The sequence below is a fragment of the Streptomyces sp. NPDC007157 genome (assembly GCF_040634235.1).
In the GTDB taxonomy this organism is placed as follows: Bacteria; Actinomycetota; Actinomycetes; order Streptomycetales; family Streptomycetaceae; genus Streptomyces.
The window spans coordinates 40,775-62,963 of sequence record NZ_JBEYFE010000028.1 but is presented as its reverse complement, the minus strand read 5'-3'; the positions used below and the strand labels follow the sequence as shown (position 1 = coordinate 62,963).

At 71.7% G+C, this 22,189-nt stretch carries 19 protein-coding genes and 1 tRNA gene; 9 read left to right on the top strand and 11 right to left on the bottom strand.

The window, feature by feature from the left end; all coding sequences use genetic code 11:
• Positions 1–29: 29 nt before the first annotated feature.
• Positions 30–1,499, bottom strand: coding sequence for an amino acid permease (locus ABZ642_RS37250; protein WP_360492891.1), 1,470 nt, complete (start codon positions 1,497–1,499; stop codon positions 30–32).
• Between the two features lie 263 nt (positions 1,500–1,762).
• On the opposite strand from ABZ642_RS37250, the gene ABZ642_RS37245 reads away from it, so the two are divergent.
• Positions 1,763–2,485, top strand: coding sequence for a MerR family transcriptional regulator (locus tag ABZ642_RS37245; RefSeq protein WP_360492888.1), 723 nt, complete (start codon positions 1,763–1,765; stop codon positions 2,483–2,485).
• A gap of 66 nt (positions 2,486–2,551) precedes the next feature.
• On the opposite strand, the gene ABZ642_RS37240 is transcribed toward ABZ642_RS37245, so the two are convergent.
• The 4 genes from ABZ642_RS37240 to ABZ642_RS37225 are packed head-to-tail and all read right to left on the bottom strand — an operon-like array spanning position 2,552 to position 8,184.
• Complete coding sequence (locus ABZ642_RS37240) at positions 2,552–4,729, bottom strand: 3-hydroxyacyl-CoA dehydrogenase NAD-binding domain-containing protein (RefSeq protein ID WP_360492884.1); 2,178 nt, start codon at positions 4,727–4,729, stop codon at positions 2,552–2,554.
• 40 nt (positions 4,730–4,769) lie between these two features.
• Positions 4,770–5,984: an acetyl-CoA C-acetyltransferase gene (locus ABZ642_RS37235; RefSeq protein ID WP_351705463.1), complete on the bottom strand. Its 1,215-nt coding sequence runs from the start codon at positions 5,982–5,984 to the stop codon at positions 4,770–4,772.
• A gap of 38 nt (positions 5,985–6,022) precedes the next feature.
• Positions 6,023–7,036, bottom strand: a complete 1,014-nt coding sequence (locus tag ABZ642_RS37230; RefSeq protein WP_360492880.1) for an LLM class F420-dependent oxidoreductase — start codon at positions 7,034–7,036, stop codon at positions 6,023–6,025.
• Positions 7,036–8,184, bottom strand: coding sequence for a CaiB/BaiF CoA-transferase family protein (locus ABZ642_RS37225; protein ID WP_360492877.1), 1,149 nt, complete (start codon positions 8,182–8,184; stop codon positions 7,036–7,038). Before ABZ642_RS37225 ends, ABZ642_RS37230 begins: the two co-directional genes overlap by 1 nt.
• Positions 8,185–8,363: 179 nt before the next feature.
• On the opposite strand from ABZ642_RS37225, the gene ABZ642_RS37220 reads away from it, so the two are divergent.
• Complete coding sequence (locus ABZ642_RS37220; protein WP_360492874.1) at positions 8,364–9,542, top strand: saccharopine dehydrogenase NADP-binding domain-containing protein; 1,179 nt, start codon at positions 8,364–8,366, stop codon at positions 9,540–9,542.
• Positions 9,543–9,558: 16 nt separating this feature from the next.
• Here ABZ642_RS37220 and ABZ642_RS37215 read toward each other — a convergent pair whose 3' ends face one another.
• From ABZ642_RS37215 to ABZ642_RS37200, 4 genes are all read right to left on the bottom strand, one after another.
• A complete protein-coding gene (locus tag ABZ642_RS37215) occupies positions 9,559–9,705 on the bottom strand; it encodes a hypothetical protein (RefSeq protein WP_360492872.1) in 147 nt (48 codons plus the stop codon).
• 62 nt (positions 9,706–9,767) lie between these two features.
• Entirely contained in the window at positions 9,768–10,457 is a 690-nt protein-coding gene (locus ABZ642_RS37210; protein ID WP_360492870.1) for an endonuclease V, read from the bottom strand.
• A gap of 83 nt (positions 10,458–10,540) precedes the next feature.
• Positions 10,541–10,873, bottom strand: a complete 333-nt coding sequence (locus ABZ642_RS37205) for a plasmid stabilization protein (RefSeq protein ID WP_360492867.1) — start codon at positions 10,871–10,873, stop codon at positions 10,541–10,543.
• Positions 10,874–10,927: 54 nt separating this feature from the next.
• A complete protein-coding gene (locus tag ABZ642_RS37200) occupies positions 10,928–12,031 on the bottom strand; it encodes an oxidoreductase (protein WP_360492864.1) in 1,104 nt (367 codons plus the stop codon).
• 203 nt (positions 12,032–12,234) lie between these two features.
• Between ABZ642_RS37200 and ABZ642_RS37195 the strand changes: the two genes are divergently transcribed.
• The 5 genes from ABZ642_RS37195 (at position 12,235) to ABZ642_RS37175 (ending at position 17,574) form a co-directional block, all read left to right on the top strand.
• Entirely contained in the window at positions 12,235–12,651 is a 417-nt protein-coding gene (locus tag ABZ642_RS37195) for an SsgA family sporulation/cell division regulator (RefSeq protein ID WP_360492861.1), read from the top strand.
• 293 nt (positions 12,652–12,944) lie between these two features.
• On the top strand, positions 12,945–14,582 hold the full coding sequence (locus tag ABZ642_RS37190; protein WP_360492859.1) for an ABC-F family ATP-binding cassette domain-containing protein: 1,638 nt from the start codon (positions 12,945–12,947) through the stop codon (positions 14,580–14,582).
• 99 nt (positions 14,583–14,681) lie between these two features.
• The gene (ddaH, locus tag ABZ642_RS37185; RefSeq protein WP_360492857.1) at positions 14,682–15,458 is read left to right on the top strand and encodes a dimethylargininase; all 777 of its coding nucleotides are present in this window, start codon (positions 14,682–14,684) and stop codon (positions 15,456–15,458) included.
• Positions 15,459–15,686: 228 nt separating this feature from the next.
• Positions 15,687–16,661 (top strand): acyl-ACP desaturase, encoded by a 975-nt coding sequence (locus ABZ642_RS37180; protein ID WP_360492855.1) that lies wholly within the window; start codon positions 15,687–15,689, stop codon positions 16,659–16,661.
• A 67-nt stretch (positions 16,662–16,728) separates the two neighbouring features.
• A complete protein-coding gene (locus tag ABZ642_RS37175) occupies positions 16,729–17,574 on the top strand; it encodes a hypothetical protein (protein WP_360492853.1) in 846 nt (281 codons plus the stop codon).
• On the opposite strand, the gene ABZ642_RS37170 is transcribed toward ABZ642_RS37175, so the two are convergent.
• Entirely contained in the window at positions 17,571–18,194 is a 624-nt protein-coding gene (locus ABZ642_RS37170) for a hypothetical protein (protein ID WP_360492851.1), read from the bottom strand. The two genes, ABZ642_RS37175 and ABZ642_RS37170, sit on opposite strands and share 4 nt — an antisense overlap.
• Before the next feature lie 548 nt (positions 18,195–18,742).
• Positions 18,743–18,818, bottom strand: a tRNA-Trp gene (locus ABZ642_RS37165).
• Positions 18,819–18,909: 91 nt separating this feature from the next.
• Between ABZ642_RS37165 and ABZ642_RS37160 the strand changes: the two genes are divergently transcribed.
• Together ABZ642_RS37160 and ABZ642_RS37155 are read left to right on the top strand one after the other, a co-directional pair.
• A complete protein-coding gene (locus ABZ642_RS37160) occupies positions 18,910–20,313 on the top strand; it encodes a hypothetical protein (RefSeq protein WP_360492849.1) in 1,404 nt (467 codons plus the stop codon).
• Positions 20,314–22,128, top strand: coding sequence for an AAA family ATPase (locus ABZ642_RS37155; protein WP_360492847.1), 1,815 nt, complete (start codon positions 20,314–20,316; stop codon positions 22,126–22,128).
• The last annotated feature ends 61 nt before the right edge of the window (positions 22,129–22,189 follow it).

Sequence of the window (22,189 nt, the reverse complement as noted above, 5' to 3'; positions counted from 1 at the left end):
GCGATGCCACTGACAATGGCGCCGACCTGCTACTTCGTGAGCTGCGACAGCTCCTTGTCGGCGGTCTGGAAGACCCTGCGGCGGACCCCGAACCAGCCCGCCACCAGCAGTGCGGCGATGACCGGGATGAGCAGGAGGGTCTTGCGGCCCACCTCCGGGTCCTTCCACATCATGCCGAGGCAGACCAGCAGGAAGGCGATCGTGGCGATCTCGGTGACGGGGCTGAAGCGGAGGCGGAACGAGGGGCGGTCGACCAGCCCGGCCTTCGCACGCCGGACGAAGATCAGGTGGCAGAGCATGATGATCACCCAGGTGCTGATGATGCCGAGGGAGGCGACGTTCAGCACGATCTCGAAGGCCTGGCTGGGCATCAGGTAGTTCAGGCCGACGCCGAGCACGCAGACCGCGCAGGTCAGCAGGATGCCGCCGTAGGGGACCTGGCTGCGGTTCATCCGGGCCGTGAACTTCGGGGCCGAGCCGGCCACCGCCATGGAGCGCAGGATGCGGCCGGTGGAGTACAGGCCGGAGTTGAGGGAGGACATCGCCGCGGTCAGGACCACCAGGTTCATGACGTCGCCGGCGCCCGAGACGCCGATCTTGGAGAGGACCGTCACGAAGGGGCTCTGGTCGGCCGAGTACACCGAGCCGGGCAGGAGCAGGGCGAGCAGGACGACCGAGCCGACGTAGAAGATGCCGACGCGCCACATGATCGAGTTCACCGCGCGCGGGACGACCTTCTCCGGCTCGGCGGTCTCGCCCGCCGCGACGCCGACCAGCTCCAGGGCCGCGTACGCGAAGATCACGCCCTGCATGACCAGGACGACCGGCATCAGGCCGTGCGGGAGGACACCGCCGTGGTCGCCGATGACGCTCAGGCCCGGGGTCCGGCCGTCCACCTTGTGCTGGGTGGCCAGCAGGAAGATGCCGATCAGCATGAAGCCGACCAGGGTCGCGACCTTGATGATCGCGAACCAGAACTCCATCTCGCCGAAGATCTTCACCGAGATGAGGTTCACCGCCAGGACCACGGCCAGGGCGATCAGCGCGAGCGTCCACTGCGGGATGCTGGTGAACATGCTCCAGTAGTGCGTGTAGAGCGCGATGGCGGTGATGTCGGCGATTCCGGTGGTCGACCAGTTCAGGAAGTACATCCAGCCGGCGACGTAGGCACCCTTCTCGCCGAGGAACTCACGCGCGTACGACACGAAGGATCCGGACGACGGGCGGTACAGGACCAGCTCGCCGAGGGCGCGGACGACGAAGAAGGCGAAGATTCCGCAGACCAGGTAGGCGAGGGCGAGCGCCGGGCCCGCGTTGTGGAGGCGTCCGCCGGCGCCGAGGAAGAGGCCGGTGCCGATCGCGCCGCCGATGGCGATCATGTTGACATGGCGGGCCTTGAGGTCCTTGCTGTAGCCGGCGTCGCCCGCGTCCGCGGGCGTCTGGGCCGCGTCGGTCCGGGTGGCTACGGCCTGTGCCGTGTCCACGGCGTTCTTGCTCACAGGTGGGTCCACTCTCTGGTGCGCCCGAGCGGGTCGCGCTCGGGTGTCCGGACGTACTCGGTCCGCGCGCTCGGTGGTGGGCACAGACCAAGGTGCCACCTTCCCCCGGCCACCTGGGCGTATGCGATGGCACAGATCACACAGCGGCGCTTCTCACAAGATTGCGATCATGACATTCGAATGAACATCCGACGAACGGATGACCGTGCGGCCTGCGCATCCTCCGGTGTCACAGTGCCGCTGTGACAGCGATACTGCTACGCATGACGACCGACACCGACGGCGAGTCCGAGCCGGCGCTCACGATCGACGAACTGGCCGCCCGGGCCGGCACCACGGTCCGCACGGTCCGGTTCTACGGCACCAAGGGGCTGCTTCCGCCCCCGGTGATCGGTGCCCGCCGGGTGGGCCGGTACGGGCCCGAGCACCTGGCCCGGCTGGCGCTCATCGAGGAGCTTCAGCACCAGGGCATGACACTGGCGGCGATCGAGCGCTATCTGCACCGGTTGCCGCCCGGGCTGAGCCATCACGACCTGGCCATCCACCGGGCCGTGGTGGCCTCCTGGGCCCCGGACGCCGAGGAGACGGTGAGCGCCGGGGAGCTACGGCGGCGGGCCGGGCGCCGACTGGACGAGGGGGACGTCGAGCGGCTCGTCGCGATGGATGTCGTACGGCCCGACGGTGACGTCTACCGCATCGACCCGGGCCTGTTCCGGCTCGCCGTACAGCTCCTGGACGTACCGCTGTCCGAGAAGGCGATCCTGGCCGCGCGCGCGGTGCTGACCGAGCACTCGCGCGCGGCCGCCCACGCGCTGTCGCAGCTGTTCCGGGCCGAGGTGGCGGAGCGGACCGAGCAGGACGTGAAGTCCCTGTCCGCCCATATGCAGCCGCTGGTGGTGCAGGCACTGCTGACCACGTTCCAGCGGTCGCTCAGGCAGGAGGTGCACGAGTGGCTCGCCGGCTCGGAGGAGGGCCTGCCCTCCTGAGGACGGGACCAGGCCGGACGCCCGGGGCGTCCGGCCTGTGGTGTGCCGTCGAGTGGGACGGACCGGTCAGCGGGCGTCGGTGAAGGTCTCCCCCTTGTCCGCCTTCTCCACCAGCAGTGCGGGCGGGGTGAACCGCTCGCCATACGTCTGCGCCAGCTCACGCGCGCGGGCCACGAAGCCGGGCAGGCCGCCCTCGTAGCCGTTGATGTACTGGAGGACACCACCGGTCCAGCCCGGGAAGCCGATGCCGAAGAGCGAGCCGATGTTGGCGTCCGCGACCGAGGTCAGGACGCCCTCCTCCAGGAGGCGGACGGTGTCCAGCGCCTCGGCGAAGAGCATCCGCTCCTGCATGTCCCGGAACGGGATCTCGTGGCCCGGCTGCGTGAAGTGTTCGCGCAGGCCCGGCCAGAGCCCGGCGCGCTTGCCGTCCTCGGCGTAGTCGTAGAAGCCGGCGCCGCCGCTGCGGCCGGGGCGGCCGAACTCGTCGACCATGCGGTCGATGACGGCCTCGGCGGGGTGCGCGGTCCAGGTGCCGCCGGCCTCCTCGACGGCAAGCTTCGACTCGCGGCGGATCTTCTGCGGCAGGGTGAGGGTCAGCTCGTCCATCAGGGAGAGCACCTTGGCCGGGTAGCCGGCCTGGGCCGCCGCCTGCTCGACCGACGCGGGCTCGACGCCCTCGCCGACCATGGCGACGCCCTCGTTGATGAAGTGGCCGATCACCCGGGAGGTGAAGAAGCCGCGCGAGTCGTTGACGACGATCGGCGTCTTGTTGATCTGCCGGACCAGGTCGAAGGCGCGCGCCAGAGCCTCGTCGCCGGTGCGCTCGCCCTTGATGATCTCGACCAGCGGCATCTTGTCGACGGGCGAGAAGAAGTGCAGGCCGATGAAGTCCTCCTGGCGCTCCACTCCCTCGGCGAGGGCGGTGATGGGGAGCGTGGAGGTGTTGGAGCAGAGCAGGGCGTCGGGGGCGACGACCGCCTCGATCTCCTGGAACACCTTGTGCTTGAGCGAGGTGTCCTCGAAGACGGCCTCGATGACCGCGTCGCAGCCGGCGAGGTCCTGCGGGTCCGCGGTGGGGGTGATGCGGGCCAGCAGCGCGTCCGCCTTCGCCTGGCTGGTACGGCCCTTGGCGACGGCCTTGGCGCACAGCTTCTCGGAGTAGGCCTTGCCCTTCCGGGCGGCCTCGGCGGAGACGTCCTTGAGGACGACGTCGATGCCCGCGCGGGCGCAGGAGTAGGCGATGCCGGCGCCCATCATGCCCGCGCCGAGAACGGCGACCTTGGTGACCTTGCGGGGCTCCACGCCCTTCGGCCGGTTGGCGCCGGAGTTGACGGCCTGGAGGTCGAAGAAGAACGCCTGGATCATGTTCTTCGAGATCTGCCCGGCGGCCAGCTCCACGAAGTAGCGGGCCTCGATGACCTGGGCGTTGTCGAAGTCGACCTGGCTGCCCTCGACGGCGGCGGCGAGGATGCGGCGCGGCGCCGGATAGGGGGCGTTGTTGGTCTGCTTGCGCAGGCTCGCCGGGAAGGCGGGCAGGTTGGCCGCGAACTTCGGGTTGGCGGGCGTGCCGCCGGGGATCCGGTAGCCCGGCGTGTCCCAGGGCTGCCGGGACTCGGGGTTGGCGTCGATGAAGGCGCGGGCCTTGGCCAGCAGGTCTTCCGGCGACTGCGCCACCTCGTGGATCAGGCCGTTCTGCAACGCCCGCGTCGCGTTGTACTGGGTGCCCTGGAGGAGGACCTTCAGCAGCGCGTCGGCGATGCCGAGCAGGCGCACGGTACGGACGACTCCGCCGCCGCCCGGGAGCAGGCCGAGGGTGACCTCGGGGCAGCCGATCTTGGTGCCGGGGGTGTCGAGGGCGACGCGGTGGTGGCAGGCCAGGGCGAGTTCGAAACCGCCGCCGAGGGCCGCGCCGTTGATCGCGGCGACGACCGGCTTGCCGAGGGTCTCGATACGGCGCAGGTTGCGCTTGATGGCGAGGCCGCCGTCGAAGAGGTCCTGGGCGGTCGCGGGGGTGACCCGGATGAGGTCGCGCAGGTCGCCGCCGGCGAAGAAGGTCTTCTTGGCGGAGGTGAAGACGATGCCGCGGATCGAGTCCTGCTCGGCCTCCAGGCGGTCGGCGACCGCGGCCAGGGACTCGACGAAGGCCGCGTTCATGGTGTTGGCGGACTGGTTGGGGTCGTCGAGGACGAGGGTGACGACGCCGGTGTCGTCCTGTTCCCAGCGGATGGTGGTGCTCTCGGTCATGTGAGGGTCTCCGTGAGGTCTCTTGGTTCCGCCGGGGTTTTCAGACGCGCTCGACGATCGTGGCGATGCCCATGCCGCCGCCCACACACAGGGTGGCGAGGCCGTAGCGCTTGTCCTGGCGCTCCAGTTCGTCGACGAGCGAGCCGAGGATCATCGCGCCGGTGGCGCCGAGCGGGTGGCCGAGCGCGATGGCGCCGCCGTTGACGTTGACCTTGTCCAGGGACAGGCCCATGTCCTTCACGAAGCGCAGCACGACCGCCGCGAAGGCCTCGTTGATCTCGACCAGGTCGATGTCGTCGATGGTGAGGCCGGCCTTGGCGAGGGCCTTGCGAGTGGCGGGGGCGGGTCCGGTGAGCATGATGGTCGGCTCGGAGCCGGAGACGGCGGCCGCGATGATCCGGGCGCGCGGGGTGAGGCCGTAGCGCTCGCCGATCTCCTTCGAGCCGATGGCGACCAGGGAGGCGCCGTCGACGATGCCGGAGGAGTTGCCCGCGTGGTGCACGTGGTCGATCTTCTCGACCCAGTGGTACTTCTGCAGCGCGACCGCGTCGAAGCCGCCCAGCTCGCCGATGTCGGCGAAGGAGGGCTTGAGCTTGGCGAGGGAGTCGGCGGTGGTGCCGGGGCGCAGATGCTCGTCGTGGTCGAGGACGACCAGGCCCGCGCGGTCCTTCACGGGGACCACGGAACGCTCGAAACGGCCCTCCTTCACGGCCGTCGCCGCCCGCTCCTGGGAGAGCGCCGCGTACTCGTCGACGTCCCGCCGGGAGAAGCCCTCGATGGTGGCGATCAGGTCGGCGCCGATGCCCTGCGGCACGAAGTTGGTGGCCAGGTTGGTCATCGGGTCGTTGAACCAGGCGCCGCCGTCGGAGGCCATCGGCACCCGGGACATGGACTCGACGCCGCCCGCGAGGACGAGGTCCTCGAAGCCCGAACGGACCTTGGCGGCGGCCATGTTCACGGCTTCCAGGCCCGACGCGCAGAAGCGGTTCTCCTGCACGCCGGCCACCGTGTCGGGCAGTCCGGCGGCGATCGCGGCGATCCGCGCGATGTCGGAGCCCTGGTCGCCGACCGGGCCGACGACACCGAGCACGATGTCGTCGATCGCGGCCGGGTCCAGGCCCGGGAAACGGCCCTGGATCTCGTGGATGAGACCGACGACCAGATCGATGGGCTTCGTGCCGTGCAGGGCGCCGTTCGCCTTGCCGCGGCCGCGCGGGGTGCGGATCGCGTCGTACACGTACGCTTCGGTGCTCACTGACAAGCCTTTCAACGAGGGTTCGGGGCGGTGGGGGGTCAGAGCCAGTTCTTGACGGTCTCGACCAGGCGGGCCGGGTCCGGGCCTACAGGGGTGATGTCGAGGGTGGTCACGCCCGCCTCGCGGAAGGCGGCGATGCGGTCACGGACGTAGCCCTCCGGGCCGCACAGGGACATGAGCTCGCAGAACTCGTCCGGTACGGCGGCCGCTGCGTCCCGGTGGCGGCCGTCCAGGTACAGCTCCTGGATGAGCCGGGCCTCCTTCTCGTAGCCGTAGGCGACGGCGAGGTCGTTGTAGAAGTTCTTGCCCGGTGCGCCCATGCCGCCGACGTAGAGGGCGATCCTGGGGCGGGCCAGGTCGCGTGCGGCGGCCGCGTCCTCGCCGATGGCGAGCAGGCCGCCGGCGACGATCCGCAGCGGTCCGAGGGCCGGGTCGCGGCGGGCGGCGCCCTCCGCCAGCGGGGTCCCCCAGACGTCCTTCGCCTTCTCCGGGATGAACAGGGTGGGCAGCCAGCCGTCGGCGATCTCGGCGGTCATCCGGACGTTGGCGGGGCCGAGGGAGGCGACGTAGAGCGGGACCTCGGCGCGGACCGGCCTGGTGAGGATCTTCAGGGGCTTGCCGAGACCGCCGGGGCGGGGCATGTCGGTGATGCCGTGGTGGTCGATGGTCTCGCGGCGCAGGATCCGCCGGGTCAGCTCGATGGTCTCGCGGGTGCGGCCGAGGGGCTTGTCGTACGCCTTGCCGTGCCAGCCCTCGACCACCTGCGGGCCGGAGGCGCCGAGCCCGATGACCGCCCGGCCGCCGGAGATCGCGTCGAGGCCGGCGGCCGTCTGGGCGATGAGGGCGGGGGTGCGGGAGTAGACGTTGAGGATCGCGGCGCCGATCTTCATCCGCTCGGTGCGGGCGGCCAGGTATCCCATGATGGTGGGCGAGTCGAAGCCGTAGGCCTCCGCGACCCAGACCGTGTCGAGGCCCGCCGACTCCAGCGCGGCCGCCCGGTCCGCCGCGGCACGCGGGTCGCCCGCGTAGTCGAGGAAGGTCGAGAGCTCCATCAGGTGGTGTCCTTGTCGTCGTCGAGCAGGGCGGGCACGGCCCAGTCGCGCGCCACCTCGGTGGTGTCCCCGCCCGGCCGGGCGGGGGCGGTGCGCACGGCCGTGGGGGTCGCGGAGAAGCGGGGGGCGGGGGCCGGCTGGGTGATGCCGCCGTGGTCGGTGAAGGTGCCGCGGGCCGCCAGGTGGGGGTGGTGCGGGGCCTCGCGCAGGGAGAGCACGGGGGCCACACAGGCGTCGGAGCCCTCGAAGACGGCCGTCCACTCGTCCCGGGTACGGGCCTTGAAGCGGGCGGCGACGCGCTCGCGCAGCTCGTCCCACCGGGTCCAGTCCTTACGGGCGTCGGCCAGGTCGTCCAGGCCGCCCAGCAGCCGGAGGAACTCGGCGTAGAACTGCGGCTCCAGGGCGCCGACGGCCATGTGTCCGCCGTCGGCGGTCTCGTAGGTGCCGTAGTACGGGCAGCCGCCGTCCAGCAGGTTGGCGGCGCGCCGGTCCTGCCAGCCGCCGGCGGCCACCATGCCGTGGATCATCGCGGCGAGGTGCGCGGTGCCGTCCACGATGGCGGCGTCCACGACCTGGCCGGTGCCGGTCGCGCGCGCGTGGTGCAGCGCGGCCAGGACGCCGACGACGAGGTAGAGGGAGCCGCCCGCGTAGTCGCCGAGCAGGTTGGCGGGGACCGCCGGGGGTTCGTCGGGGCGGCCGATCATGCCGAGGGCGCCGGTGACGGCGATGTAGGCGATGTCGTGGCCCGCGCGGTGGGCCAGCGGCCCCTCCTGGCCCCAGCCGGTCATCCGGCCGTAGACCAGGCGGGGGTTGCGGGCGTGGCACTCCGCCGGGCCGACACCGAGCCGCTCGGCGACTCCGGGCCGGTTGCCCTCGATCAGGACGTCGGCGCGCTCGGCGAGGTCGAGGACGCGGGCCGGTCCGTCCGGGGCCTTCAGATCGACCAGCACCGAGCGCTTGTTGCGGTTGGTGACGTCGTACGCGGGGTCGATGGCGAGTCCGGGGCCGCCGGGCCGGTCGACGCGGACCACGTCGGCGCCCAGGTCGGCGAGGAGCATGGCGGCGAACGGGCCCGGTCCGATGCCGGCCAGCTCGACCACGCGCACGCCGAAGAGCGGGCCGTGTCCTGGCGTCCCTGCCGTGGTCATGCCGCCCCCAGTCATGTGACACAACTGATGTAACACCGTTGATGCTAAGAACACGTTCCACTGGACACAAGGGTGAACGAGCAAGCGCTTAGTCAAGATACCCGGTGGGGGTGCGTCCGCACTCCTCACGCTAGCCTCAGCCACCGACAACGGCGCGGGTTGCACGACCGAGAGGTGTCATGAGCAGGCTGAAGACGACGGACCGTCCCTACGACATCGTGCTCTTCGGGGCCACCGGCTTCGTCGGCGAGCTCACCGCCGACTACCTCGCCGCCCACGCGCCCCTGGGCCTGCGGTGGGCGGTCGCGGCCCGGGACGAGCGCAAGCTGGAGGCGCTGCGCGAGCGGCTGCCGGCCGGCACGGAGGTCGGGCTGCTGCGCGCAGACGTGGCGGAACCCGGCACCATCCGCGCCCTCGCCGAACAGGCGCGCGTGGTGGCCACGACGGTCGGCCCGTACGGCCGTTACGGCGAGGACCTGGTCGCGGCCTGCGCGGACACCGGCGCGGACTATCTGGACCTGTGCGGGGAGCCCGAGTTCGTCGACCTGACGTATGTCCGGCACGACGCACGCGCGCGGGAGACCGGGGCCCGCCTGGTGCACGCGTGCGGCTTCGACTCGGTCCCGCACGACCTGGGCGCCTACTTCACGGTCCGCCAGCTGCCCGAGGGCGTGCCGCTGACCGTGGACGGCTTCGTGACCGCCGACGCGACCTTCTCCGGCGGCACCTTCGCCTCCGTCCTCGACCAGTTCGCGCGCCCCCGGCAGATGATCGCCGCCGCCCGGGACCGCGCCCGGTACGAACCCCGGCTGATGAACCGCCGGGCGACCGCGCCCGCCGGACCGCCGCGCTTCGCCAAGGAGATCGGCGCCTGGGCGCTGCCGCTGCCCACCATCGACGCGCAGATCGTGCGCCGGTCGGCGAAGGCCCTGGACCGCTACGGCCCGGACTTCCGCTACCGGCACTACGCGGCCGTCAGGCATCTTCCGGTGGCGCTCGGCGGGGTGGCGGCCGTGGGCGCGGTCGCCGCGGCCGCGCAGCTGCCGCCCGCCCGGCGCTGGCTGTCGGACCGGCTCAGGCCCGGGGAGGGGCCCAGCGCGGAGAAGCGGGCCCGCAGCTGGTTCACGGTCCGGTTCGTCGGAGAGGGCGGCGGACGGCGGGTCTTCACGGAGGTCTCGGGCGGCGATCCCGGCTACGGCGAGACGGCGAAGATGTTCGCCGAGGCCGCGCTCTCCCTCGCCTTCGACGACCTGCCGGCGACAGCCGGCCAGGTCACCACCGCGCAGGCGATGGGCGACGCGCTGACCGAGCGGCTGCGCGCGGCCGGCATCGGATTCCGGGTGGCCGCGATCCGCTAGCGGGCGCCGGCCCCGGTCAGGACTGCCAGGCCAGCACGGTGCAGACCATCCTTACGATCCAGGCGAACCCCGCCACCACCGCGAGGACGAGCGCCGCGTTGACGGCGCGCTCGACGGGCTGGGCGGGGTCGGCCACGGGCTTGGGGGCACGATGTGTCGTCATGCCGGCCAGCCTGTCGCCGGGACCGGGGCGGGCACATCCGTACGCGTACTCAGTACGGATACTCAGGCCTGGGCCTCCCGCAGTGCCCTGCGGCACAGCGCGTCCGCGCGGCGGGTGGTCTCCGGCAGGCGGTATCGCGGGGTGAGCGCCAGCGTGTGGGCGCAGGCGCGGTCCAGGCTCACCCGGTGGCCGACGGAGACGAACACCGGCTTGACGCCGTCCCGGGTGCGCAGCGCGCGGCCGACCTCCTCGGTGCCGGCGAGGAGCGGCGCGTGGCTGCCGCGCGGGGCGTCCGGGTCGTCGTACGCGAAGGTGAAGGGGTTCTTGGCGACGCCGACGGTGGGCAGGCCGGTGAGGACGCCGAGGTGGCTGGCGAGGCCGAAGCGGCGCGGGTGGGCGAGGCCGTAGCCGTCGCAGACGACCAGGCCCGGCGGACAGGGCAGGGCGTCGAGGGCGGCCCGAACGGTGGGGATCTCACGGAAGGCGAGCAGACCGGGCACGTAGGGGAAGGAGACGCGGCCGACGGCGGTCGCCTCGGCCACGGGTTCCAGGGTCGCCGCGTCCAGCACGACGGCCGCCGCCGCGACCAGGTCCCGTTCGTCGTCGTAGGCCACGTCGACACCCGTGACATGGCCCGTGCCGGGCGCCGGTCCCGGCTCGTCGAGAACCACCCGCCCCCGCAACTCGTCCTGCACGGCCAGCGCCGCTTCCTCGGTCGCGGGCCAGCCCGCGGGTACGCATACGGTCGTCATGGTGATCACGAGCGTACGACGCGCCACGCGCGCGTGCGGCGGGCGCGGTCGCGTTCCCGTGTCAGCGCTGGAGGATCGGCGGGTCAGCTCTTCCTGGCGTTCAGGGCGCGTTGCAGTTGCGCCTTGTTCATGTCGGAGCGGCCCTCGATGCCACGCTGCCTGGCCTCTTCGTAGAGCTGGTCGTAGGTCGGGCCCGCGGCGCCGCTGTGCGAGCGCTTGCCGCCGCGTCTCCCGGACGACATGTCCTGGAGGGACGTACGGCTCGCGGTTTCGGACTCGCCGGCGCGGGCGCGTTCCTTGTTGACGGTCCGCGCGGCGATCTCCTCGGCTCGCTGTTCGCTCTCGCCCCGGTCGAGCGCGCTCTCCTTGATGTGCTCGTACTGGCGTTCCCGCTTGGGGCTGGATCCGCGTGGCATGGCCACTCCCTCCGTGTCCCATCGTCGGCATTGCCGCCACCGGGTACCCGCGGGTCAGCGCTCCAGACGTGCCACCCGGCCCTGCTCACCGGCGGCCCAGCAGCTCAGGTCCGGGGTGCAGTCGACGGTGTCGTACGAGCCGGTGTCGACGGTCCGCCAGGTGCGGCCGCCGTCGGTGGTCAGGTCGGTGCCGGTGGGGCCGACGGCGAGGGCGGTGCTGCGGCTGTGCGGGAGCCAGGCCGCGCCGGAGCGGTAGGCGGGCGGCGGTGTGGTCGCGGGCTGCCAGGTGCGGCCGCCGTCGCGGGTGACCGCGGCCGCCTGCGGGGAGGACTGGTCGGGGCGGTAGTCGCCGCCGACCGCGAGGCCGTGGGTGCGGTCGCGGAAGGCGAGGGCGAAGACGCCCTTGGCCGGATCGCCGGCCGGGACGGGCGTGTCGGTGGCGGTCCAGGTCCGTCCACGGTCGGTGGAGTGCAGCACGCGCGCGTGCGCGCCGCCGCCGGTGGCCAGCCAGGCGTCCTTCGGCCCGGAGGCGACCAGGCACTGGCCACTGGCGGCGAAACCGGCCTCGCCGTCCAGGGCGGCCGGCATCCCGGTGCTGGGCAGTACCCGCCAGGAGCGGCCGCCGTCGCCGGTGGCCAGGATGCGGAACCTCCCCTCGACCGGGTCGCTCATGGCGAGGCCGTGGCGGCGGTCGAAGAAGGTCATGCAGTCGTAGAAGGCGGCGGGGTCGGTGTTGCGGAAGGACTCGGTCCAGGTCGCCCCGCCGTCGTCGGTGCGGTAGACGCGGGACGCCTCGCCCTCGCCGATGGCCAGCACCACCGCGCGGCGCGCGTCGAACGCCTCGACGTCCCGGAACTGGAGGTCGCCCGCGCCCGGCGGAGAGACGTTCCGCCAGGTCGTCCCGCCGTCGGTGGTGCGCAGCACGGTGCCGGCCGTTCCGGCCAGCCACGCGGTGTGCCGGTCGACGGCGGCCAGACCGCGGAACCGCACGTCCGGTGTGCCGGTGTTCTTGACCACCCAGTGCGGTGCCGGTGTCGCCGCGTGCGCGGAACCCGCGGTCAGCGCGGCCAGCGCCGCCGCGCACGCCACCCCCACCGTCACCGTCCGGCTCGTCCGTCCCGTCCGTCCTGACCGCCGCGTGCTCCCCAAGCGCCTCATGGCGGGGCAAGTTAGCCCACTGTCCCGGTGCCGTCCAGAGGGCCCGGCCGTCCCCTGGGCCAGGTAAGCCCCAGGTGTGAATGAACCCGGTGACAGAGGTCACTCGCACTTCGCGTGCACGGATCGGCCGCTTCCGTCGTCTCTTCCAGTGCCAGGTCTTATACGCCCGGAAATTCGTCCAGCCGTCACTAGGGAGCAAGGCCTTGTCCACTGTCATCGAGCAGCCCGTGGAGGCCCGACTGGTCGCCGCGTCGCCCCGCATGCCCAGCATTCCCGCCAGCCTTCGCTACGACAGCGAGGACCCCTTCGCCGTCCGTATGACGTTCCCGGCCCCGGCCACCCTGGAGGGCGTCGACGTCTGCTGGACGTTCTCCCGCGAACTGCTCGCGGCCGGCCTGCACGCCCCGGAGGGCGCGGGGGACGTCCGGGTGCGACCGTACGGCTACGACCGGACCGTCCTGGAGTTCCACGCCCCCGAGGGCACCGCCGTCGTCCATGTGCGCACGGGCGAGATCGAGCGGTTCCTGGAGGCGACCGGTGACCTGGTGCCCACCGGTCTCGAACACCTCCGGCTGGACCTCGACCACGACCTGGCCGAACTGATGCGGGACGCCTGCTGAGCCATCCGGTGGCGTCGGCCGGCCGCCGGACGGGGTCGCGATTAATTGCGTTGACACCCCGTTGGGGCCCTCCTACCTTGTACAACGGTTCTGTTGCCGTCGATAGGAGAAGGACGTTGCTCGTCTGAGGACTCGAGACACCGCGTCACACCCGCGAGGTGTGTCCGTGGCGTTCGACCTCGGCGTGCGAGCCGTCCTCCGGCACAGGCATCTCTTCCCTGGCCCTCGGCTGCTGTCCCGCGGTGTCTCGACACGCGTCTGTCCCCGACACCGCAAGCAACCATGAGGCGCCCATGTCTGCTTCCGTCACCTGTACGTCCCTGTCCTTCTCCTGGCCCGACGGCACCCCCGTCCTCGACGGCCTGGACGTCGCCGTAGGCCCCGGCCGGACCGGCCTGGTCGGCGTCAACGGATCAGGGAAATCCACACTTCTCAAGCTCATCGCCGGTGAGCTCACCCCGTCCGACGGCACCGTGAAGGTGGCCGGCGACGTCGGTCACCTCCCGCAGAACGTCACCCTGGACACCGCGCTGCGCGTCGAGGAAGCGCTCGGCATCGCCGCCCGGCGGGCCGCGCTGCACGCCATCGAGGCGGGCGACGCGTCCGAGGCGCACTTCGAGACGCTCGGCGACGACTGGGACGTCGAGGAGCGCGCCCTGGTCACCCTCGGCGAGCTCGGACTCGGCCACATCGGACTCGACCGGACCGTCGGCGAGGTCTCCGGCGGCGAGTCGGTGCTGCTGCGGCTGGCCGCGCTGCTGCTGGACCGGCCGGACGTACTGCTGCTCGACGAGCCCACCAACAACCTCGACCTGTACGCCCGCAAGCGGCTGTACGCGGCCGTCGCGTCCTGGCCGGGCCTGCTGATCGTGGTCAGCCACGACCGTGAACTCCTCGACCTGGTCGACCAGATCGCCGATCTGCGCGCCGGGGAGGTCACCTGGTACGGCGGCAACTTCTCGGCGTACGAGGAGGCGCTCGCCGTCGAACAGGAGGCGGCCGAGCGCATGGTGCGGGTCGCCGAGGCCGATGTCCGCAAGCAGAAACGCGAACTGTCCGACGCCCAGGTCAAACTGGCCCGCCGCAAGCGGTACGGGCAGAAGATGTTCGAGCAGAAACGCGAGCCGAAGATCGTCATGGGGGCGCGCAAACGGGCGGCTCAGGAGTCCGCGGGCAAGCACCGCATCATGCACGAGGAGCGGCTCAGCGAGGCGAAGGAGCGGCTGGACGAGGCGGTGGAGGCGGTACGGGACGACGACGAGATCCGCGTCGAACTGCCGTACACGGCCGTACCGCCGGGCCGGAACGTCCTGACGCTGGAGAATCTGGAGCTCGCGCACGGCTCGCGGGTGAAGGGGATCCTCGATCTGCGCGGGCCCGAGCGGATCGCGCTGATCGGGCGCAACGGCGCGGGCAAGACGACGCTGCTGCGCACGATCGCCGGGGAGCTGGAGCCGGTCGCGGGCGAGGCGCACACGCATGTGCCGCTGCGTTTCCTGCCGCAGCGGCTGGACGTGCTCGACGGGGAGCTGACCGTGGCCGAGAACGTGGCCAGGTTCGCGCCGGGCGCCACCAACAACCGGATCCGGGCCCGGCTGGCCCGCTTCCTGTTCCGGGGCGCCCGCGCCGACCAGCGGGCGGCCACGCTCTCCGGCGGCGAACGCTTCCGGGCGGCGCTGGCCGCGCTGCTGCTGGCCGAGCCCGCCCCGCAGTTGCTGATGCTCGACGAGCCGACGAACAACCTCGACATGGCGAGCGTGCGGCAGCTCACCACTGCTTTGGAGTCGTACCAGGGGGCTCTGATCGTGGCCAGTCACGATCTTCCCTTCCTGGAGTCGATCGGGATCACCCGCTGGCTGCTGATGGCGGACGGGGAGCTGACGGACACCACACCGGAGGAGGTGGCGCGTCTCAGGAGGGGCACAGCCTGACAACAAGGGTTTTGTCGACACGGACCCGCGCTGCATGATGGCGGTCCGGCGCCCCCGACAATGGGCGCCGGACCCAACCGCCGACCCCGGAGACCCGTCGTGCCCAGCAAGAAGGCCCTCATCCGCCGCCCCAGCCCGCGCCTCGCCGAAGGTCTGGTGACGCACATCGAGCGGGAGAAGGTCGACGACGAGCTCGCCCAGGACCAATGGGAGGAGTACGCGCAGACGCTGCGCGCGCACGGCTGGGAGACCGTCGAGGTCGATCCGGAGGACGACTGCCCGGACTCGGTCTTCGTCGAGGACACGGTCGTCATGTACAAGAACGTGGCGCTGATCACCCGGCCCGGCGCCGAGTCCCGGCGCGCGGAGACCGCCGGGGTCGAGGAGGCGGTGGCCCGCCTCGGCTGCTCGGTGAACTGGATCTGGGAGCCGGGCACGCTGGAGGGCGGTGACGTCCTCAAGGTCGGCGACACCCTCTACGTCGGCCGGGGCGGACGGACCAACGCGGCCGGGGTGCAGCAGTTGCGGGCGGTGTTCGAGCCGCTGGGCGCGCGGGTCGTCGCCGTACCGGTGAGCAAGGTGCTGCATCTGAAGTCGGCGGTGACCGCGCTTCCCGACGGAACGATTCTGGGGCACATCCCGAACGTGGACCGGCCCTCGCTGTTCCCGGGCTTCCTGGCGGTGCCCGAGGAGGCCGGCGCCCATGTGGTGCTGCTGGGCGGCGGCAAACTGCTGATGTCGGCGAGCGCCCCGAAGACGACGGAACTGCTGACCGACCTCGGCCACGACGTGGTCACGGTGGACATCTCCGAGTTCGAGAAACTCGAGGGATGTGTGACGTGCCTCTCGGTGCGACTGCGGGAGCTGTACGTCTGACCGGGTGATCTGGTCACCCCTCCAGCCCTGGGACCTGCGAGTCCCGGGCCCGTTTGGCATGTCCCGATTCGCCCTGGGCACGGCGCCTGATCAGCGGTCTTAACGGCGCGCTTAACCTACGGCTTCGTAACCTACGGGTTCGTAGCCTACGATCACGTAGGTTTCCGGCACCGCTCGCCGGTCCTCACCCGTTCATTCGCTCTTGTTCGGCGTCCCCCTGGAGTTCTCGTGACGATCACTTCTCCCCATCTCGGCAGCTCGTCCGCCTGGACCGACGCGCGGCTGCTGTACGCCCTGGAGGAAGTGGTCGAGAAGGAGCTGAACCGCCATCTGAAGGTCGCCAAGGACTGGATGCCGCACGAGTACGTGCCGTGGTCGGACGCCCGTAACTTCCCCGGCTTCTTCGAGGACGGCGAGGCCTGGGGCAAGGAGCAGTCCAAGGTCACCGAGATCGGCCGGATCGCCCTGGTGGTGAACCTGCTCACCGAGGACAACCTGCCCAGCTACCACCACGAGATCGCCTCGCTGTTCGGCCGGGACGGCGCCTGGGGCACCTGGGTGCACCGCTGGACCGCCGAGGAGGGCCGGCACGGCATCGTGATGCGCGACTACCTGCTCGCCTCCCGCGCGGTCGACCCGGACAAGCTGGAGGAGTTCCGGATGTCGCACATGAGCGAGGGCTTCGAGTCGGACAACCGCCACTCGATGCTGCACTCGGTCGCCTATGTCGCCTTCCAGGAACTCGCGACCCGCATCTCGCACCGCAACACCGGCCACCAGTCCGGCGATCCGGTCTGCGACCGCATGCTGGCCCGGATCGCGACCGACGAGAACCTGCACATGGTCTTCTACCGCAACCTTCTGAAGGCCGCCTTCGAACTCGCCCCCGATCTGACCATGCAGGCGGTGCGGGACGTCGTGGTCGACTTCCGGATGCCCGGCCACGGCATCCCCGGCTTCGAGCGGGCCGCCGCCCAGATGGCCATCGGCGAGGTCTACAACCTGCGCATCCACCACGACGACGTGATCCAGCCGGTGCTGCGCCACCTGAAGGTCCTGGAGATCGACGGCCTCGGCCCGGAGGGTCTGCAGGCTCAGGAGGAACTCGGCCTGTTCATGGGCGGGCTGGACGCGGAGGCCCTGAAGTTCGACGAGAAGCTGGCCGCGCGCAAGGCGCGGATGGCGGCGCGCGCCGGGGCGTGAACCCACGACGGAGGGGCGCGCGGATTATCCGGTGCGCCCTGTCGGTGGCCTGCGGCATCATGCGCCCATGCGTGCTGACATCACCTCCGGCCGGGCGGTCGGCTTCCTGCTGGACCTGATCGACTCCACAGGCGCCGACCGGGTACGCGCGCGTGTCGGGCTGCCCCGGCCGGCGCCGGAGGACCTCCGGGAGGCCCGGCGCCGGCTCCCGTCGGGGCTGCCGGCACTGCCTTCCTCGGTGCTGCTGTGGATGCTCCAGGAGGACGACCCCGAACTCAACGCCGTCGTCTGGCGTCTCCTCACGGACCGGGACACGGCGCTGCGGCGGGCCGTCCTGAACGGGGTGCCGTTCGGCCCGGGCCCCCTGCCCACGGTGGAGGTCGACCCGGTCCTGCGCGACAACTACGAGCCGCCACCGGTCCCGGAACGGGTCGCCCGCCTCGGACTGGTCCCGGCCCTGCGCGAGTCGACCACCATGGCCGCCGCGCGGGAGGCCACGTCCATGGTCTACCGGCGCGAGCACTGGCAGACGGTCGCGGCGGCGGACCGCGAGAACTCCCTTCCCGGCTACGTCCGGTGGGCCCTGGCCGTACGCCCGGACTGCCCGCCCTCGCTGCGCGCCCAGTTCGGCGCGCACCGCAAGTTCGACTTCCGCGTCCGCCAGGCCGGGATCACCACGGGCCCCGCCGAGTACGCCGTGGGACACGGCCCCGCCCTGGACGCGCTGAAGGTGCTCTCCCTCGGACACGTGATGTTCCCGCGCCGGATCGCCGAGGCCGAGGACGCCCTGCGCCCGCTCGTCCGCGACCACCTGGGCGACCACGAGGAGGCCTGGGCGGTACTGGCCCAGCTGCTCGGAACCTTCCACGGCACGACCGAGGAACTGATCGTGACCGCCGGGGCCATCGCCTAGGACAGGCCCTGAGCCACCGCCCGCTCCTTGTACCGGTCCGGATAGCGTTCGGTGAACTTCACCGCCCAGACCAGCAGGGCGATGGGGACGACCCAGTTGAACCAGTCGCTCTGCCCGGGCAGTCGGATGGCCAGCCAGGTGGACAGGGCCATCAGCGCGAAGACCACCCCCCAGGCCGCGGTCAGCACCATGTTGACGTGGGTGAAGACGGGCGAGCCCCAGTACTCGCGCGGCACGGAGTGGCGCGCGTACTGCGCCGTGAAGGGGTCGGACAGCAGGGAGCCGAGCGCCACGACGGCCACCACCGCGTTGGAGATGACCTGGGCGTACGTCTCCAGCCAGATCAGCTCGTGGCGGTCCAGGGCGAGGGCGAGGACGCAGAGCACCGCGAAGAACACGATGGCGATCATGTCCAGCAGGAAGAACCGGCCCCGGAGCATGTCCTTGCCGGACAGCACGACCGCGGCGACCAGTGCCGCCAGCGCCGCGTACTCCCAGGTGCTGGGGCTCGCGACGACGCCGAAGATGATCCACGGAGCGAAGGAGAGGAAGACGCTCCCGGTACCTACGGGCTTCTCGGCCCGGGTTCGCACGGCCGGCCGCTGTTCCGTGTGTCCCATGGGAGCTCCTCCCATCGCCACCTGGCTCTCCTACCAGCGTGCCGCGCCGACGGGCCGTCCGCACACTCTCCGGTGTGTGCCGCCGGCCCGGGGCTCCTGGCGTGGGAAGGGCGGGCGGCGGACGGGCCGGGGCCGTCCCGGCGACCGGGACGGCCGGATCCGCCGCCGGGAGCCGCCATGCCCTACCGGTTCAGCGTTGAACGACCGGTGCGGACCCGGCGCCGGCCGCGCTGTGGCGCCGGCGAACCAAGCCGTACGGCTTCGAGTCGCCGTTCGACCTGCTCACCGAGATCTCCGCGTACGACCTCACCCCGGTCGCCCACCGGATCAGCACCCCGCTGCTGATCACCGACCCGGAGGGTGAGCATTTCTGGCAGGGCGCCTCGCGGCGGCGCTGCGACGCGCTGCCGGGCCCGCGGCGGCTGGTGCTTCACAGCGGCGGAGGGCGCGCATCCGCACTGCGAGCCGATGGGCCGCGCCGTCTTCGGACAGCGGGTATTCGACTGGCTGGACGCCCTGCCGGCGTCCGTCCAGAAGCCGTTCCAGGGGGCGGGGCGGCCGGATTCGAACCGGCGTGTTCTGGTTCTGGAGACCGGTGCGCCTGCCTCTGCGCTACGGCCCCGCCCTTGCGGCCGATCGTAATGCCTTCGCCCGATGTCGGTGGCGGCTGGTACCAATGGAGCGTCGGGGGGAACTGCGCGGCGGGGGGCTGCACATGGCGTACGGAGAGCGGGGGCGGCCACGCCCGCCCGTGGTCGATCTGGCCGACCGCAGGGCACTCGAGGCCTACCGGCCGGCGGATCCGGAGACGGTCGCGCAGGCGAGGCGGCTGAAGGAGGCCGCCCTGCTGGACTTCGGGCTGACCGAGTCGGCGGTGGCGTCGTGGCTGTACTCGAAGTGCCCGCACCAGATCCCGACGACGGCGATCGACACGGCGGCCGTGGTCGCCTCGGGTGACGGCACCTGTCTGCTGCTCTACAACCCGGACTTCTTCGTCGGACTCGGCCTGGACGGCGTGAAGTTCGTGCTGTTCCACGAAGCCCGGCACCTGGTGCACCGCCATCTGCTGGCCGACCCGGAGCTGCGCGAGGACCCGGTGTTCACGCTCGCCGCCGAGGTCGCCGTCAACCATGTGGCCCTGGTCCGCCTCGGCCGTGACGACCTGCCGCTGCTGGACGGCCGTCCGACGGGTGTCGATCCGCGCGCGGTGTACGAGGCCTACCGGGAGGATCTGACGGCCCACGGCCTGGAGCCGCTGGTGTACGAGCGGTTCGTCGAGACCGACATGCGGATCTACGGCGAGCTGAAGCGGATGCGCGAGCCGCCGGTGCCGCCGCCGCTGTGCCCGCATCTGGTGGCCGGTCTGGTCCCCGCCGACCAGGAGACCGTCGACGCGGTGACCTCGTCCGCGCTGCTCAACTCGCTGCTGGCGGCCCGGCGCGGTCACGCCGACGCGGAGCGCGAGCTGCTCGACCTCATGAACCGCACGGATGAGGGTTCGGCGCGGGCCGCGAAGCTCTGGGGGAACCTGGGCGCGGGCATGCTGCGCGGCGAGACCAGCCGCACCCGGACGGTCGACTGGTGGCAGCGCTGGCTGGTCGACGTCCTGGGCTCCCGGCTGCGCGACGGCGAGCGGCTGGTGTACCCGAAGAAGCGCGGCGCCCTGCTCGCCGCCCTCGGCCAGGATCCGGTGCTCGCCCGGCGCGGCCCGGTCCGCGACAAGGTGCTCGTCATCGCCTACGACACCTCGGGCTCGATGCCCCACCAGGTGATCGACTGCCTCACCCGGCTCGTCGGCCGGATCGACGGGGTGGCGGCGCACTGGCTGTCCTTCGACGCGGTGGTGATGCCGTTCGCACCCGGCGAGCGTGTGTACGGCGGTGGCGGCACCAGCTTCCAGGCGGTCGCCGACTATGTGGAGGGCCGTACCGAAGTGGCGGGCCGCCGTTGCGAGGTGATCCCGGACGCGGTGGTCGTGCTGACCGACGGATACGCGCCGCCGGTCACCCCGGCCGAGCCGGAGAAGTGGATCTGGCTGATCACGGAGGGCGGCGACGACTGGCCCGAGAGGCACACACCCGCGATGGACTGCCATCGCGTCACCACGGGATCGCGGTAGATGAGCACACGGACGAAGACCACGGAGAAGAAACGGACCACGGAGCCGTCCCGGCTGGAGTCCTTCATCGACGCGATGATCGACATGCGGCAGACCGGGCAGATCTTCGGCGAGCACGGCATCGGCAAGACGGCGACGTTCTTCTCGCACCTCGCCCGGTCCCACCCGGACACCACGCTGGTGTATGTGCCGGCGGCGAACCTGACCCCGGACGACCTGCTGGTCAACGCACCGGTCCGGGACCCGCACACGGGCGAACTGGTGCTGCGCCAGCTGGTGATGAGCCAGCTCAGGCCGGCCCGGCCGTTCGTGCTGCTCATCGACGACTCGCTGCAGGCGGGCGACACGATCCAGTCGCAGCTGATGCAGATCGCCTGCGACTGGTCGCTGGGCGAGCACGATCTGCGCGCCCTGGGCTGTGTCGGTGTGTTCCTCACCGACAACGAGTCGCTGTCGGAGACCTCGGCCCGCCGTGGTGACCTGGCGCTCCTGGACCGCATGGTGACGCTGCGGATCACGGCGAACGACACCTCGTGGCGGCGGCATCTCGCGGCCGAGTACCGCCCGTGGGACCTGCGTCCGGTGTTCTCCCTGTGGGCGTCGCTCTCCCCCGCGCTGCGCGAACTGCTCTCCCCGCGCACCCTCGACCATGTGCTGGCCAACGCGCGCGAGGGCTTCCCGCTGCGCTGGGGCCTGCCGCTGGTCGACGGCGAGCGGCTGCGGCTGGCCGAGCCCGGCCCGGACGGCCGCCCCGGGCAGAACCGGACGGCCGAGATCCTCGACCGGATCGCCGCGAGCGTGGGCGTGGCCAACCCGGCGACGATCGCGGACCCGGTACGGCAGGTGGTGCGGGCCGCGCTGCGCAACCGCTGGACGGTACTGCTCCAGGGGCCGCCGGGGTGCGGCAAGACGGAGCTGGTGCGGGAGACCGTGCGCGAGGGGCTCGGCCGGGACGCCCTGTACTTCTCGCTGCCGGTGACGAACGTCGAGGACCTGTGCGCGCCGGTCCCCTCCCCGGATGGCACGCTGGACAACCTCCTGGCCGCGCCGTTCACGGGTCCGGAGCCCAAGGTGATCGTCTGGGACGAGTACAACCGGCCCAAGGACAAGGCCGCGTTCGCCAAGCTGATGGAGGTCACCCAGGAGTGGTCCCTGGCCGGGCGGCGGATCGAGAACCTGCGGGCGCAGATAGCGGTGCAGAACCCGCCGTACCACCTGGGCCGCAAGCTCCTCGTGGCACGGAACAACATCGCCCAGGCGACCCGTTTCACCGCCTCGCTCCTGGTCGAGCCCGAGGACATCCCGGCCAACGAGTGGCTGCTCACGCGCTACGGCCGGGACGCCGAGACGGTCCTTGAGTGGTGGAAGCACGACATCGACGACGAGGGGCGGGCCTGGATCACCAAGCGGACGCTGGAGCGGCTGATCAAGCTGCACCGGCGGGGGCTGCCGCTGGAGATGGGCACGGTCTACCTCGGCGACGGCGAGTACGCGCCGGTGCCGCTGACGGCCCTGGTCGACCGCTTCCGGGGGCGCCCGGTCACCGGCCTGCGCGAGCTGGCCCGGGACGTCGAGGCCTGGGAGGACCGCTTGCGCCGGGCCGCCGCGCTCTCCGACGAGGGCGGCGGCGACAGCGACGTGGTGCACCAGATCCTCGCCAACGCCGAGCTGTCCCAGCTGAAGCGGGAGCGGGCGGTGGTGATCCGCCTGGTGGCCCTGCTCCCGGCGAAGCTGCGCGCGACCTATCTGGTGGGTGCGTCGGAGCGGCAGCAGCGGTACTGGATGGAGGTGTTCGGGGAGATGCGCAGGAGGTGAGAGTCAGCCCTGAGGCGGTGCCGTGCGGTGCACACTGTGTCCGGCACCCCGGGGAACGTCG

Bases quoted from the DNA above. Each gene is read 5' to 3' on its own strand.
- ABZ642_RS37245 (WP_360492888.1), top strand. From the start codon at position 1,763: ATGACGACCGACACCGACGGCGAGTCCGAGCCGGCGCTCACGATCGAC.
- ABZ642_RS37240 (WP_360492884.1), bottom strand. From the start codon at position 4,729: ATGACCGAGAGCACCACCATCCGCTGGGAACAGGACGACACCGGCGTC.
- ABZ642_RS37230 (WP_360492880.1), bottom strand. From the start codon at position 7,036: ATGGAGCTCTCGACCTTCCTCGACTACGCGGGCGACCCGCGTGCCGCG.
- ABZ642_RS37225 (WP_360492877.1), bottom strand. From the start codon at position 8,184: ATGACCACGGCAGGGACGCCAGGACACGGCCCGCTCTTCGGCGTGCGC.
- ABZ642_RS37220 (WP_360492874.1), top strand. From the start codon at position 8,364: ATGAGCAGGCTGAAGACGACGGACCGTCCCTACGACATCGTGCTCTTC.
- ABZ642_RS37215 (WP_360492872.1), bottom strand. From the start codon at position 9,705: ATGACGACACATCGTGCCCCCAAGCCCGTGGCCGACCCCGCCCAGCCC.
- ABZ642_RS37210 (WP_360492870.1), bottom strand. From the start codon at position 10,457: ATGACGACCGTATGCGTACCCGCGGGCTGGCCCGCGACCGAGGAAGCG.
- ABZ642_RS37205 (WP_360492867.1), bottom strand. From the start codon at position 10,873: ATGCCACGCGGATCCAGCCCCAAGCGGGAACGCCAGTACGAGCACATC.
- ABZ642_RS37200 (WP_360492864.1), bottom strand. From the start codon at position 12,031: ATGAGGCGCTTGGGGAGCACGCGGCGGTCAGGACGGACGGGACGGACG.
- ABZ642_RS37190 (WP_360492859.1), top strand. From the start codon at position 12,945: ATGTCTGCTTCCGTCACCTGTACGTCCCTGTCCTTCTCCTGGCCCGAC.
- ABZ642_RS37175 (WP_360492853.1), top strand. From the start codon at position 16,729: ATGCGTGCTGACATCACCTCCGGCCGGGCGGTCGGCTTCCTGCTGGAC.
- ABZ642_RS37170 (WP_360492851.1), bottom strand. From the start codon at position 18,194: ATGGGACACACGGAACAGCGGCCGGCCGTGCGAACCCGGGCCGAGAAG.
- ABZ642_RS37160 (WP_360492849.1), top strand. From the start codon at position 18,910: ATGGCGTACGGAGAGCGGGGGCGGCCACGCCCGCCCGTGGTCGATCTG.
- ABZ642_RS37155 (WP_360492847.1), top strand. From the start codon at position 20,314: ATGAGCACACGGACGAAGACCACGGAGAAGAAACGGACCACGGAGCCG.